This is a genomic window from Hominilimicola sp. (assembly GCF_046972485.1).
Taxonomy (GTDB): Bacteria; Bacillota; Clostridia; order UBA1381; family UBA1381; genus Hominilimicola; species Hominilimicola fabiformis.
On sequence record NZ_JBKVWU010000017.1, the window covers coordinates 1 to 17,560 of the forward strand.

A 17,560-nucleotide genomic window follows, 5' to 3' on the forward strand; every position below is an offset into this window, starting at 1 on the left:
TACCGGATATACATATATCCTAAAAGAAGACGGAACAGTTTCAAGCTTGGGATATGGCGGATATGGTGTGCTTGGTAATGGTAAAACAACTACAACAAATGAAGTTCAGGACGTACAAAACTTGAAGGATGTTGTACAAATTGTTGGTGCACAAAATGGTCAATTCGGTGCAGCCGTGCGTACAGACGGAACCGTGTGGGCATGGGGTCTGAATACAGATGGACAACTTGGTAACTCAAAGAATGAAAATTCATCAATTCCGGTAAGTGTCGGATACCCTCCGACAACAAACTTTGATGTTCAATATGCAGAAGTACAGAAGAGTGAAACAGGTACTACTGTACGCAAATATGAAGATTCTTCAATGCCTAGAAGCTTGTCGGGCGGTGAAGCAATCGCTGAAGATGAACAGCTTGTTATAGATACATCAAAGCTAATCGGTGAACAAATCTTCGGATTTAACCTTATCACTGACAAGAGTTCTTCATATTCAAATGCTAAGGATATTGAAATTTCTTCATTTGACGAGACTTTGTTTACAATCAAGAACGGCAATACAATTGTTCCAAACCAAAACGGTAAGTACGGAACAGGTGTTGTAATAATTCGTGATACAGATCCTACAAGAAACTTTGTAGGTATTATTCGTGTACAAGTTAAGCCGAAAGACGCAGTAGCAACTCCTATGGTTTCAGCTAAGCAATCGTCAACAGTAGCTCTAAAGGCAGACGGAACAGTTTGGACATGGGGTTACAATGTTGCGGGACAGCTTGGTAACAACAGTACAGCGGATTCACTTATTCCTGTACAAGTATTGGGTGGTGCTACAGGTAACCAATACCTTACAAATGTAGTACAGGTTGCAGCAGGAGGTACATTTGACGGTGGTAATCGTTACTATGCTCTTGCACTTCGTGAAAACGGAACAGTTTGGGCATGGGGTGATAACAGCTACGGTCAATTAGGTATCGGTGTAAAAGGTAACCCAACTGATTCAAGTAAAACAAGCTGTTTGACACCTATGCAGGTTGTAACAGGTGAGCAGGATAGCTCAAGCACTTATTTGGAGGATATTATCCAAATTTCAGCAGGTCCTACATTCGCAATGGCTCTTGACAGAAAAGGTAATGTTTATACTTGGGGTCAAAATAATGTAGGTCAGTTAGGTAATAACACAAATACCGATTCAAATGCTCCTGTAAGAGTAAGCGGTGGATTGGCATATACAGTATATTTGGGCGATGTAATACAAATCGCAGCAGGCGGTGACTGGGTAAACGGCACTAACGATTTCGCTGTAGTTCTAAGAAAAGACGGCAGTGTTATGACTTGGGGTCAGAATTCTAACGGTCAGCTTGGTAATAAGTCATACACATCATCTTTAACACCGGTTCGACCTGTAGGTATCAACGGTGATACAGACAAAGGCTTACAAAATGTGGTACAAATTACAGCCGGCGGTGTATCGGCAGGCGTTGTAACAACTGACAGAAAAGCATATACATGGGGTTATAATGCCCAAAGACAGCTTGGTGTAGATACGAGTGCAAGCACTGTAAATGTACCGACAGTTGTAAAGACAGACGTATCAACAGAGCTTAGTGACGTAGTTGAAATTGCCGCAGGTATGCAGCAAATGTCAGCTCGCGTTATTGAAAATGCATCTGCCGATCCATTCACAAAGGTATATGCATGGGGTAATAATTCATACGGACAATTAGGTCTTAACAAGTCAGATGCTACATATGTATATGCAACACGTGTAGTTGGAGGCGAAACAAAGAAAGATTACCTTGAGGATACAGTAAGTCTATATGCAGGCGGATACCATATGGGTTCTGTTCAATCAGACTATTCTGTATGGGATTGGGGTTATAACATAAACGGTCAACTTGGTGACGGTACGACTGATAGAAGAAAAGCGCCTGTTAAGGTAGTATCTGATATGGGTCAGCCACAACTTACAATCTCGACAGCAACATGGACAAACAATGGAGTTGACAATGATGTTGTAATATATTACGACACATTAAAGATGCAGAATACAAGTAAAATTGTAACTTCAATTCAAGAGGGAGATATTCTTTCGATTGATTTAAGCGGTATCAGCGGTGTATCATCATTTAACTTGTTGAGAGCGTCTGCATATACTCCTGATGATTTGACTTTTAAATCGGTTGATACAGAAGTTGCAACAGTCGATGCAAAGACAGGCGTTGTGACAGCTAAAAAGACTGGTATAACATATATTGTTGTAACGGATAAAAACGGAGCAGAAGGTTTCTTCAAACTAAACGTTGAACCGCAAGGTACAAATTATATTGCATACCCTCAAGTTCAGCCTGGTTTCTATCATACAGTAGCTCTAAAAGCAGACGGAACAGTTTGGGCATGGGGTTACAATGCACACGGTGAATTAGGTATAGGTACTGCAGGCGGTGACCATGATCATCCTGAACAGGTACTTAGAAAGGAAAATCAGTCTGATCCTGATTCAAATAATGTACCTCTTACAAATATCGTAAAAATCGCAGTCGGTGCATATCACAACCTTGCTTTAACGGCAGACGGTCAAGTTTATGCATGGGGTTGGGGTATTTATGGCTCACTTGGTGACGGTGATACTTCAGATCATAGTTCGACAGTCGCTATGAGAGTTGTCGGTACAGGTTATAGCAACAATAATACAAACACATATCTTGGCGACGGTAATGGCAGTGACTTTATCGTAGACATCGGTGCAGGCGGATACAGTAACTATGCATCATATTCAATGGCACTTGATATAAAGGGCACTCTATATACATGGGGCAGAAACTATAAATCAGCAATAGATCCTAAGAATACAAGCGATTCATATGTAACAGGTGTACCGGTTAATATCACAAAGAATAACTCAATGCTAAACGGTGCAGTTAGAATTAATTCTGACGCCATCGGACATATCGGCAGTGTTCTTCGCAGTGACGGACAAATTGTATCTTGGGGATATAACGGATATGGCTCAGCAGGTAACGGAACAACATCTGACAGAATTACAACTACCCAAGCTGACTTAAACGGTAAGAAAGCATTGTATGCAAAACAAGGTTGGCATAATGCAGTTGCAATTACAACTGACGGTTTGGTTATGATGTGGGGTTATGCAGGCTACGGTACAACAGGTCTTGGTAATTCAACTACTAATACAAAACCGACAGTTGTCGCAGATTACAGCAAACATAATTATGAGCAGGCGATTGAAACAATGTCTGCAGACAGTATTGAAATGCAAGCCGATGACAGTGATGATACTTCATTGAAAAAGGTATCTGTAAATCTTGTTATGAAGAACGGTGAAGCGTCAACGGCACTTGGTGTACTAAGTGATGAAGCTCCGGCAGATGCTGACGCGTTGTATGAAGTTGAATTGCCTCTTGGTGCTGTTTCGGCAACTCCGGTTGTATTTGCGACAAGCAAGAATGCAACAGTACAATTCTATAATGTCGAAATGACTGCCCTTGACGGTACTGTCTTTACAGAGGGCGATGACACAAGCTATGCCGGTGCAAGCTTGAATACATATAATGTCGCAACATCAGGTAATGATAAGTTTGAACAACTTGTAAAAGTTCATGTCGAATCAGCAAGCGGAATAGGCGCTGATTACTTGATTAAACTTATAAATTATCCGTCAACGACAATTACAGCATCTCCGGTATTTGCAGATACGTCATTGAGTTCGGTTGTTTTAATGACAGACGGAAGACTTTATACATCAGGTCAGGCGGGTATATATGCAACAGGACAAGGACCGAATTCTAAGTTCGGTGTAGTAGGCAATGTACTTGCAGGTGACTCAGGTGAAGAGGGTACATATCTTGAAGATATAATTAATGCGGCAGTAACAGCTGATGAAAGACCGGGTCAATCAATGTATGCAATCAAGTCAAACGGTAGTGTTTGGGCTTGGGGAAATAATTCATATTATAAACTTGGCAACGGTTCAAATAAAGATGAGTCGACTCCTGTAAGAGTTGGTGCATCTTACCTGACAATGAGTCAATATCTATATTCATTAAAGGTAAATGGCGGAAGTGTAACAATTCCGGCACCGTCAGTTGATTCGTTTAATGTATTCAACTCAAATAACGGCGGTAAGACAGATGCTAAGCTTCTATGGCAGACATATGACGGAAACAATAATATTATAACTGTAAATCCTGATACCGGTGAAATTACGCCGGTGGGTGTAGGTACAACATATGTTATAGTATCTATTGCAAACGACCCTCTAACAACAGGTCTTGTTAAGGTAGAAGTGCGTCCGTCAGATTTGACGGTCGGAAAAACAAGTGTAGCATATCCGCAGGTAGCTGCAGGTACAGACTTTACTGTTGCTCTAAAGGCAGACGGAACAGTTTGGACATGGGGTCAAAATACATACGGTCAGCTTGGTAACGGTGTATCAAACGGAACAGTTGTATATCCGGAAAAGATAGACTCTTTAAGCGATATTATAAAGATTGCGGCAGCAGGTCAGACAGCGGTAGCTCTAAAGACAGACGGAACAGTTTGGACGTGGGGTAGAAATGACAACGGTCAGCTTGGCAACGGAACAACTGTAAGCTCAAATGTACCGGTACAGGTATTGAAGGGTGAACAGAACCAAGGCAATGCAGATAAGACATATCTTGAAAATATCGTTGCGATTGCAGCAGGCGGATTGAATGACGAGAAGATATTTGTTGTTGCACTTGATTCAAACGGTAACGTATATGGTTTCGGTTCAAATGAATACAGACAATTAAAGATTGCAAATGACGCAAGCTACAATACTCCTGTTGTATCTCCGGCAGTTAATGCGGTAGATGTTGCAGCCGGCAGAGGTGCAACGGTTTATACGCTTACTTCAAACGGTCTTGTATATGCATTAGGTAAGAACTATGCATATGAATACGGAACAGGCGGAACGTCAGGTTCAGTATATACATTAGTACCGCTTGATAACAGAGCAATGGCAATCGGTGCAGGTAACCAAAACGGTATAGCTGTTACATATTCTCTTGATGCTTCAAGTAAGCCTTCAACAAAGACATATGCATGGGGTAATAACGCATACTATGCAATTTCGCCGAATAATACATCAACGCTCAGAACTCCGACAGAAATGCTTGGACGTGATAATACAGCGATAATCGGCGGCGGTGACAGCATATATACAATAGATAAAGACAGCCAGCTTAAAATATCAGGTTTAGGCGACCACGGTCAACTTGCAAACGGTTCTGAAGACAACTCAACTTCAATGGTTCCGTATTCGGAATTTGCGAAGAATGACGGTACAACAGCAACTGATGCAATAGGTGCATCATCATCAAGAAACGGTGCACACTCACTATATATTGATTCAAACGGTAGCGTTTGGTCAGTTGGTGATAATACTTCTTCACAGCTTGCATTGCAAAATGCAGGCGACAAAATCAATGTTGCACAAATGATAGGTGCAGAGCCTACAATTTTAGTCAAGGAAAGAGAAATACTTGCTAAGATTGACAAGCAGCAAAACATTGGTAATATAATTGATATTAAGGGTTCGTTTAACCTATTCTCATCAGCTGATGCGGCAGCTACATACAGTCAGGAATTTGACGTATGGGACAGCAATGTTGCAACGATTGATTCAAACGGTACAGTAACAGGTAAAACTGTCGGACAGACATATGTTCAAATTAAGATTAAAGACAGTACAGATAATGTAATTAATACTCTTTATGTCTTAGTTTCAGTAGTGCCTGATAAAGACGAATACGTAACATATCCGATGGTAGAGGCAGGTCAAACATTTACTGTAGCTCTAAAGGCAAACGGAACAGTTTGGTCATGGGGTAATAATGCTTCAGGACAACTTGGCCTTGGATACACAGGCGGTATGGAAACAGAACCTCGAAAGGTTATGTCAAATATTAAAAAGATTGCTGTAGGCGATAATTTCGTAATGGCGCTTGATTTTGACGGACATCTTTGGACATGGGGTGTAAATAATTATGGACAGCTTGGTCAAGGCTTGGTAACAAGTGTTCAGCTTAATACTCCTCAAATGATTCAGTCATTTGTAAATAACGGTTTGCTTGTAACTGATATTTCAGTCGGCGGTTCAGGTGTAGATGAATTTGCACTTGCAATTACAGATACAATGGACGTATATGGCTGGGGTAAGAATTACAACGGACAAATCAAGAGCGGTAGTGCAGGTTATATCCTTTCACCGATATATACAGGTGTATCAAGAGCAATAGCAATAGCAGGCGGCAGAAATGCTACAAGCTATTCTCTTGCAGAATCAGGCAGAGTATATGCTTGGGGTTATAACGGCAGTATTGAACACGGTACAAGTAAGCTTTCTACAAGTGTAGTAGCAAAATCTCAAGTTTCTATTAATGATAAAGTTGTAGCAATCGCTGCGGGTTACGGCAGTGGATTTGCAATTACCGAAAACAAGGAAACATATGTTTGGGGTAAAGGTGTAGACAGTCAGCTTGGTGTTGTTAATTCAGACGGCTTGCCAAGAAAGAATAACAATATAGATAATGTAATCCGTATCAGCGGAGCAAGAGCTACATTTGCAATTAAGGAAAACGGTAAGGAACTTCTTGCAACAGGTAAGAATGATTACGGAATGCTTGGCGTAGGTTCTACAAATCTGTCAGAAAGCAAGTTTACAAACGTTAAAGACGAAAACGGTACTAATAATCTTGACAGAGTAATCTGGGCAGATGCAAGTAACAACGGCAATCATTCTGCAGTTATAAAAACAGATGGTGACGTATATGCTTGGGGTCTTGGTACTCAAGGTCAAATCGGTAATGGCGGTTTTGATAACAGCAATTATCCTACAGCTGTCGGTACTAAAAAGATTAAGCTTACCGGTATAACAAATAATGAAATTACAACATATGAAGGTGCTCCTTCAAGAAGCTTTATACCGAGTATTGTTTCGGGCTTTAACGTATTTGAAGACCATATCACAGATATAGGTACATTTAGAATTGCATCCACAGATACAAATGTTGTTACAGTCGGACTTAATAATCAGCTTTCGTTTGTTGGCGTAGGTAAGGCAAACATTGTAGTTGCAGATAAGGATACAAACTTGTATGCATTGATAGAGGTTAATGTCCTTCCTGCAGACTATCAGTCGGCAGTTGACAACGGAACAGCTGTATTCCCTAAGATTGATGCGGGTGATTACTTCTCAATCGCCCTAAAGGCAGACGGAACAGTTTGGACATGGGGTGAAAATACATACGGTGAGCTTGGTATTAATGACAAAACAGTTACTCAATCAGGAGCTCCTGTACAGGTAGTCCTTGATAACGGTTCACCTCTTGAAGATGTAATTGATATTTCGGCTAACATTTATGCAGCATATGCATTGACAAGAGATGGCAGCGTCTATGCGTGGGGACGTAATTACTATGCTGCACTCGGACAGGGTACAGGCAGCGATTACTATCAATACTATCCGATAAAGGTTAAGAGTACAGATGGTAACGGTTTCTTCGGTGCAGGTCTTTCAAACAAAGCTGTTAAGATAAGAGCCGGTGTTCATAGCGCTATAGTAATCATGGATGACGGTACTGCTTATGCTTGGGGCTATAACAATTATGGTAACTTAGGTACAAACGGTGCAAATAATACATTACCGAATAAGATTATCGGTGTTAATAATGCATTTGATGCAGAAGTTGGTACTTATTCAACAGCAATTTTGAACAGAGATTCAACAGTATTCACAGTGGGTTATAACGGATACGGTGAACGCGGTGTAGGTAATACAAGTAATTCGAGTCTTGTTCAAAAGATGCAGAAGAGTGCCAACGGCGGTGAATTCAAGGGTGTTGTAAGTCTTGGCCGCGGTGACTATCATGGTGCATATGTAACATTTGAACTAAAAGACAATATAACAGATCCTACTGATGCTTTTGATAACTATGTATATTCTACAGGTATTAATACAGAAGGCATTACAGGTACAAATACAACAAACTGGACTAATGTATATCCTGTAAGGGTAACAACAGACGGAACAAATCCTTTGACGGACATTTCGCAAATTACTGCAGGTTACAGATTCCATGTTGCACTTACCAATACTGCAGATGCAAATGTATATGCATGGGGTTATAACCATGTAGGTCAATTAGGTCACGGAGTTACCGGAGGAATTTCAACACTTCCAACTTTTGTTGATAAGAATAACAGCGGAACAGAAAAACTGTCAAATATCATGATGGTTGAATCGGGCGATAATGCATCTCATGTACTTGCCGTTTCTAAGACGGGCGGAGTATACGTATGGGGTCTTAACAATCAAGGTCAGCTTGGTGACCAAACAACGGATAACAGTCCTTATCCGGTAGTTGTCGGCAGCAGTCCGGTTTCACTTGATTCAAAGGTTCTAAGACTTCATCCGACAGATGAAGCAGATGTAACTGCAACTTCATCGGCTACAGTATTCTCATTATTTAATACATCAACAACAACCACAAGCGAAGTTACATGGAGGATACTAAATCCAAATATTGCAGAAATCGTATCATCAACTCCTTCAGCCGCAACAGGCGGTTTGACATCGACTACTGTAAAGGTTAGGGGACTTAAGACAGGTTCAACTGTTCTTATTGCAACAGATTCACTTACAGGTAAGACTGTTGCAACTCATATTACGGTTTCTGAAGGATTTACAAATCCTAAGATTGCAATCGGTGACGGTTATGTAATCGCATTGAAAGCAGACGGAACAATTTGGGGTTGGGGTTCAAATACTAACGGCAGAGTAGGTATTGATACAGCAACTCCTGTAATTGCAACTCCTACAAGAATTGATCAATATATCAATCCTAATAATGACCAGAGATTTGACCTTGACGCTGAAACAATCGTTGATATTGCGGCAGGTCCGGACCATGTTCTTGCAGTAGATAAGAATGGTCAAGTCTATGCATGGGGAATGAATAACTACGGTCAGCTTGGTGTAAGCGCCTATAAATATGGCAGTGCATCATTGCCTGTATTGGTTAAGGCACTTTCAAATGTATTTGCGGTAAAGGTAGCTGCAGGTGCTGATTATTCGGTTGTTTTAACAGATAACGGATATGTATATAGCTTCGGTAATAATACAAGAGGTCAGCTTGGAACAGCAGATGTAAACGGTTCTCAACATCCGACTCCGGTATTAATGAGAGGTGTTGGCGGCAACGGTACACTTGGCGGAGTAGTTGATATAGCAGCCGGCGCCGCACATACAATGTTACTTCTTGGTAACAAAACTATGTGGATAGTCGGTGACAATACAGAAAAACAACTTGGTGTTGACACAACAAAAGACGGTAATACATATACTGCAACTATTGTAGAAGTAGATTTACCTGTAGATGCAAATTCTTCAACCGGTGATAAAGTTGAGGCAGCCGCACTTTCGGCAGGCCCTTATAACTCAGCATTTATGACTGCTGACGGCAGAGCATTTGTATGGGGTAATAATCAGTATTACCAAGTATTGAATGATGCCGCAGGCGAAAAGGTTTCTTTGGTATCCCAAATTAACATACCTAATGAAACAAGCGGTATTGTTGATTTACAGTTTGGCGGTTCGCGTTCTGCCCAAACGCATATAGCTGCACTTACAGACAGCGGTAAGGTTTATACTTGGGGTGCGGGCAGTCGTGGTCAGATTGGTGATAACAGCCAGACAGAAAAGGTATCTAAACCGACATATATCCCTGTAAATAACACTAATGTTTGGGGTGTTGCAGTAGGCGGAACAAATACTTCTGCAATATTAACAGACGGATATGTATATACATGGGGTGCAAGTGACCTTGGTCAAATCGGTAATGGTACGGCAGGTCAATCGTCAGATACAGAAACAAATGAACTTGTTCCTGCAAAGACGGGTGAAGATTATATTTCACTTGATGAATATTTTGTAACACTTCATGAGGGTGAAACATCAGTTATCAATCCGGTTTATAATAAGTTCTTCAATGTAATACAGAATACAGATTCAAGTGTAAACTTCAGCGCAAGTTCAATAAACGGAAACATTGCATCTGTAAGTGGCTTGACAATCAATCCTGTATCAACAGGTAAGACACAGATTATCGTATCAGGCGGTGGCAGACAGACAACTGTTGAAGTAACTGTTCTTATGAACGGCTATAAGACCCTTCCGCAGGTAGCCGCAGGTGAAGGATTTACTGTTGCACTTGATAAAGACGGTAAAGTATATACATGGGGTAAAAATGACTTGGGTCAACTTGGTGACCAAGGCAAAGAAAACAGAATTGTACCTACAGAGATTACTTTTGATTTCGGTAATCCTTCAAATTATATTACAAGAATTGAAACGGGTAACGGTCATACTGTAGCTGTTGACAATACAGGTAAAGTATGGACTTGGGGAAGAAATGACTTAGGTCAGCTTGGAAACGGTACACGTAACAATTCTAATAAACCTGTACAGGTTAATCTTCCTGACAGCACAAAGGCTGTTGAAATCGGTGTCGGCGAAACAACAAGCTATGCGCTTGATAAGGACGGACATATTTACGCATGGGGTAATATCAATAACAATACAGGTTATGGTAATAAACCTATTCAGCTTGATTTGTTCGAGAGAATGATTCAAATTTCAGGTAAATACGGTCTAAAGGCTGACGGTACAATATGGCAAATTCCTAATAAGAATGCGTCATCGGTAATAATTCAAAAAGATACTAAAGATGTACGTTTTATAAAGGTTGCATCTAATGACCACATCGGTGACGGCAGCGCAACTAATATTGATACAACTCATACTCTTCTTATAGCAAGAGACGGAGGCCTATATACATTCGGTGATAACAAGAACGGTGAACTTGGTGTCGGTGAATTGAGTGATATAAGTTCAGTTGGTACAAACGATATTCAATTTATAAGCACACTTGGCAAGGTAATTGATATTGCAGCCGGTTATCGTTACAGCGTAGCCATAACAGAAAACGGTGACGTATATGCATGGGGTATCAATGAAGAAAAGTATCAGTCAGGTCAGAAGATTAAGAAGGACTATAAGAGCCCTTCAAAGGTCGAATACATTGATTCTGCAAAGAATATTATCTTTGTTGCTGCAGGTATTAACCATACAGTAACTATTGACAGTGACGGTTATGTATGGAGTTTCGGTGCAAATGAATACAGCCAACTTGGTAATCAGGATAATGCGAATGCATATATTCCTGTAATTGCGGGTAAAATGCAACTTAGCGTTAAACCACAGGTTATCAGATTGGATAAGGGTTCAAGCGTTAATGTTTCTGTAGGTGACACTAATAATAATGCACTTACGGTAACGATTGCCGAATATCTAAATCTATTAGGTAAGACTACATCAACCGATAACAGTTATACAGTTGAATCACTTGATACATCAGTTGTTAGGGTAGAAAGCGACGGACTTACAATAACAGGTGTTAAAGACGGCAAAGCAATCTTGAAGGTTGTTAAGACATCTTCAAACACAATCGGTTATGTAACGGTTTACGTAGGTCAAAACGGTGGTATCTACCCGATGGTAGACGGCGGCAAAGGACACAGCATTGCCCTTAAGTATGACGGTACTGTATGGACTTGGGGTCTGAATGACTCAAATCAACTTGGATATGAAACAGAAAACGGAATGTCACTTGAACCTAAGAAGGTGACGTTAGGTGCAAACAATGAACAAGCTGTTCTGATTGCGGCAGGTGATAAGTATAATCTTGCAATAGGAATGAGCAGTAAAGTTTACTCGTGGGGTAATAATAACAATGGTCAGCTTGGTAACGGTAATGATGACAGATCGGCTACCGGTATTGACACAGTTAAATATAAAGACGGTACAGATGTAGAAGGTGCAGTTGGAATTTCAACTCACGGCAATACAGCATATATCCTACTTGCAAACGGTACAGTTGCAGTATTTGGAGAAGAATACGATAATCAAAATTATGCATCAATCGTTTCAGGTTTGAATAACATTCTTCAAGTAAGCGGCAATTATGCTCTAAGTATAAGCGGTGAAGTTTGGAAGATGTCTAAGGATAACATTCCTACAAAGGTAATGGGATACAAGGACGATAACGGAAATGAACTTTCAATCTTGAAGATTGCACACGGTACGAACCATCTTCTTGCTCTTGATACTAACGGAAATGTTTGGACATTAGGCGCAAATGAACACGGTCAACTTGGTACAAACAGCAGAACAGCAAGCACTGTTCCGGTAAAAGTTTATAAAGGCGAACAAAATTCGGGAGATTCATATCTGTCGGGAATTGTTGATATTTCAGCAAGTAAATTCGTTTCAGCCGCAATTGATGTAAATGGTGACATTTACAGATGGGGTGCAAATGAATACGGTCAGCTTGGTATCGGCAACACAACAGAGAAGTATGTACCTGCTAAGGTTATTAAATCATCAGATGATTTGAAGTTTGATCTTGTTGCAGGTGGCTCAAATCATCAGATGGCAGTCGATGAAAACGGAAACGTTTGGATTGTAGGTAGTAATGAATACGGTCAGCTTGGTGACGGTACACAAATTGATAAGAATGTACCTCTGATGGTTGGCGGTAACGAAGTTGTTATTTATGAAAACGGTACGGCTCTTTATGGCACAATCTATATGAATGTCGATGATGTTAAGGATTTGGATGCAGGATTTAATGTATTCAATCTATATCAGAGCGGCATACTTAGTATGCATGAATTTGAGTTTGTTTCAAGTGACCTTGGTGTACTTGAAATCAACAAGTCAACAGGCGTTGCAACTGCGAATAAAGCAGGTACGGCATACATTTCTGCGGCTGAAAACAAATACAGTCAAAAGAGTGCATACATAAAAGTAATCGTATCAAATAATAATGTAGGATTTGAACCTAAGGCTATAACGAAGGGTAACCATTCACTTGCTCTAAGAGCAGACGGAACTCTTTGGGCATGGGGTATAAACAAGAACGGTCAGCTTGGTACAGGCAACACAATATCTGTTGATGAACCTACTGATGTAACACCGTCAGGTGTTAAGTTTATTGATATTGCAGTCGGTGAAGAATTTGCACTTGCTGTAGCATCAGACGGAACTGTTTACTCAACAGGTCTGAATGACTGCAGTCAGCTTGGAGTTGCATCAACAGCAATATCGGCTCGTACATCATTCGCAAAGATTGACGGACTAAGCAACATAATTAACGTTGCAGCAGGTGATGCGTTCGGTATGGCTCTTGATAAGTACGGTAATGTATGGACATGGGGCAGCAACAATAAGGGCCAACTTGGTATTGGTAATATCGGTACGGCATATGCTGCTCCTCAGAGCGTATCAACAGTTGACAGTGTAACTGCTATTTCGGCAGGCAGTGAAAATGCATTGCTATTGCGTTCAAACGGAACAATTTGGGCAATGGGCGCTAATGATTCGGGACAAGGCGGAGTCGGTAATAACACAGGTGAATTGTGGTTGCCGACAGAAGTAAGAGATACCGAAGATATAGTTGCTATAGCTGCAGGATATGATCATAGTATTGCTCTTGCATTTACATCAAACGTTTATGCAACAGGCAGTGACCAACACGGTCAGCTTGGTAATACACCGAGTGCAACAAAAAATACATACACAAAGATTTTAACAGATGCAGTAACCATAGCAGCCGGTAATAAATACAGTACAGTTATCGGTAAGGATGGTAATATGTATGTATTCGGTCAAAATAATAAGGGTCAACTTGGTATAGGTGACACCGTTGAAAGAAATATACCTATTGCAAATGCTGTTATTGATACTATCAAGTCATCATATAACGATTTCGCAATCGCAGGTGTAAGTCTTGGTGATGAATATTCAGTATTCTATACAAGAAATGGTGACGTTTACGGTTATGGTGACTATTCACTTGGTACACCGGTTGCCAGAAACGAAACAAAGAGTTATGTTCCGGTTCTAATCGGTGAAAGAACAGAACTTATTTCTAAATATGAAATGACAATTCATGTCGGAGAAACTGCTACTCTTGACACATATTCGGGTAAGAAGTTCAACTTGATTACTGATTATGCTAATCCTGGAAGTATCTCATTTGAAAGTAAGAATACAGCTATTGCAGATGTTACGGCAGTTGGTGATGACGGCGAGATTACAGGTAATAAGATTGGTATTACTCATATCGTTGTTAAGAAGGGCAACCTTACATCAGTATGTATCGTTCATGTAATAGATAAAGACGCACAGACAGCTCCTATGATTTCAGCAGGTAACTCTCATGTTATCGCTCTTAAGTCGGACGGAACAGTTTGGACATGGGGTAACAATGAATACGGTCAGCTTGGTGACGGCAGCGTATCTTGTGCATATGAACCTATAAATGTAACAGCATTAAACGGTAAGGATATTGTATCTGTTCACGCAGGTGAATATCATTCAATCGCACTTACCCGTGACGGTGAAGTTTATACATGGGGTCATAATGATTACGGTCAGCTTGGTTTGGGTAATGCAAGCATAGTCGTATCAACACCTCAAAAGGTAGAAAGTCTGCCTGAAATAGTATCTATCTCGGCAGGTAAACAACATACAATGGTACTTGGTGCAGACGGATACGTATATAGCTTTGGTGACAACAGCTTAGGTCAGCTTGGTGCTCCTTCAAAGGATACAAGCAAGAGATCAAGCACTCCGGTTGTAGCACAAGGCTTGAACAAAGTTATCAGCATTAGTATCGGTGCAGGCGGTAGCGCAACAAAGGCAGTACGTTATGACGGTACACTTTGGGGTTGGGGTGAAAACTCGAATCACCAAATTGATAATACAAATAATCGTTACTATGCTTACCCTGTACAGATAGACCTTGGTGATGAATTTAACGGTCATATTTTAAGAACGTATGATGGTTTATATCACGTTGTTGCAATGCTTGATAACGGCAGAATTATATCGTGGGGCGCTAACAGTGAAGGTCAGCTTGGACAAGGTATTGCCGAAAGCGGAAGCTTGTTATACTACGCTCCTAACTATGTAGATGTATTTGACGGTACTAATAACTACGCAGTTGATATTTCAGTCGGTGCATTGCACAATATTGCGATAACAGCAGACGGAAGAGTGATGAGCTGGGGTAGTGCAGACCTTGGACGTTTGGGTATCGGTAATGTAACAACATCTGATGACAAAGTATCTCCTGTAGAAGTAACTGTTGATGACGGAAGTCTGTCGGCAATTTCGGTTGCAACAGGTGGTGCAACATCATACGTTGTACTTGAAGACGGATTTGTATGGAGCTTCGGTGAAAATACACACGGTCAGTTGGGTGATGCTTATGCGGGTGAAGATCCTGCACACTATAAACCTGGTACAACAAACGCATCTGATTCTAACGAATTCAGCCCTGTGCTTGTAACAGGCAGAACTATGAAGCTTATTCCTTCAAGCTTGAAACTTTATATCGGTTCCGCACCTTATCAGATGAAAGTTTCATTCAATAGATTTAACTTGATTAAAGATAATGCAACAACAGGTGACACATACAAATGGGAAATCACGAATGAAATGGATAAGGATGGAGTAACTGCTCTTATTCCTGGTTCACTTGTATCTGTAGATTCAGACGGTAAAGTAAGCGGAAAGACTAAGGAAGGTGTTGCAACACTTGTTGTAACAGATGTAAAGACAGGTACAAAACAGACTGCATATGTAGAAGTTGCCGATGCAAGCGATAATCATGTTGAAGCAATCGTATTTGATTATTCAAAACTTGATGACACAGCAACTCAAGCCGCAGTTGAAAAGGGTTATCTTGACAGTGATGAATATACAGAGATAATATCTGTTGTAGGCGATAAGTCTTATAAGCTTGTTGATCCTCTAAAGAGTGTTTATACAGGTCTTGTACAAACAACAATTCCTAATGCTACAACTGTAACGGTACACGTTAAGAGTATTGTAGACGCAGATGTTATCTATATGGTAGATAAGAACGGTCAAAATCCTGTTATGGGTACATTGTTGACAGACGCAAATATTGGTTCAAAAGACCCTAAGTTTATAGGATACTATGAATTTACAGATGTACCGATCAGTGAACTTGAAGATAATTATTACTTCGAGTTTAAGAACAGCAACACAAGCTTTGACGGAATATATAAAGCTCATACAACAAGATACTCAAATGACGGTGATTTGAGAATTGTAAAAGTTGGTGAAAACGATCCTGCTACAGATGTAGCTGATTGGGTTTATTATGACCAACCTGAAAACCATATTAAATTGAAAGATGCGGCAGTATCGGATTATGTAAGAAATGGTGTTCTGATAGGTAATACAGGTAACTATTATGCAATCATTAAGGAAACCGGCGATGCTAAGGATAGAGATATTTATATCTATAGCCAAGTTTCTCCGTCAGCTAAAATCTCTATTGCGAATGTAACTGTAAACAGCGATCATGACAAGGATAACGGTCATGACGGTTACTATGACGTACAGAAGATTACAATGTCGGCAAATGAAACATATAAGGTCATTCCTATTAAAGTAACAGCACAAGACGGAACTGTATCAAACCATTCATTGACTATTTACAGACAGTCGGAGGCAACAACAATCAAGGAAATTAAGGTAGAAATCGTTGATGCAAGCGGAAATGTGCTTAATACATATACCGCGTACCAGAAGAATCCGAGTGATACTCAGAACTACGAGATTGTAATCCCGATTAAGGATGTTGCTAATATTAACATCATTACAACTCCTATGATCGGAGATGTCGCAAAGGTAACATACACTCCTGATGGCTTGCTAAATGCCGTAAAGGAGGCAACAACACCTGGTGAATTCACATATGACGGATTTATCCTTGATAATACAAAGACATCAGATAAGACATATATTAAATTGACAGCCGATTCACTTGACGGCGCTCCGTATATACTTACAATTTTCAAGCTTGATGAAGAGAGTGATCCGTTTGTATCAGTTGATAACAGCGGCTATATTAACTCAACTCTTGTAAAAGAAGACGGTAATGAAAAGTTAATGTATGTATGGGCAGTTGATGACGATGCTAAGACAGCGTCTGTAACATTGACAACTGCAGTAACTAACGGACAAGTTCAAATTGAGAACGGCAACGTATATTCATATACAACAACCGAAGATGTAACCTTGAACTTTAATGACAAGGGTTATATGGATATTGCTCTAAAGGTAACAACAACATTGGGTGCGGTTAATGAATATACACTACGTATTTACAAGAAAACCGCAGATTCTCGTTTGGGAAGCCTTACTGTTGATAAGCTTGAGTACAAGCCGACAGGTATAATAATCGGTGAAAATTACAATGTTACATATGATAAGACAACCGGTAAGTATGTTGCAAAGATTAAGTATGATACTAACTATGTACAGGTTAATGCCGTAGCGGCAAGCACAAGCTCAAAGGTTGCAATTCGTCCTGATGAAGCAACTGCAAAGAGTGACTCTATGTCAGGAATGCCGTTCGAC

Annotated in this window: 1 pseudogene (cut by a window edge); it reads left to right on the plus strand. The window is 40.4% G+C overall.

From position 1 onward, the window contains the following. A pseudogene (locus tag ACLTU0_RS03680) lies at nt 1-17,560 on the plus strand (hypothetical protein) (its annotated part continues 14,726 nt past the right edge of the window); the annotation flags it as partial.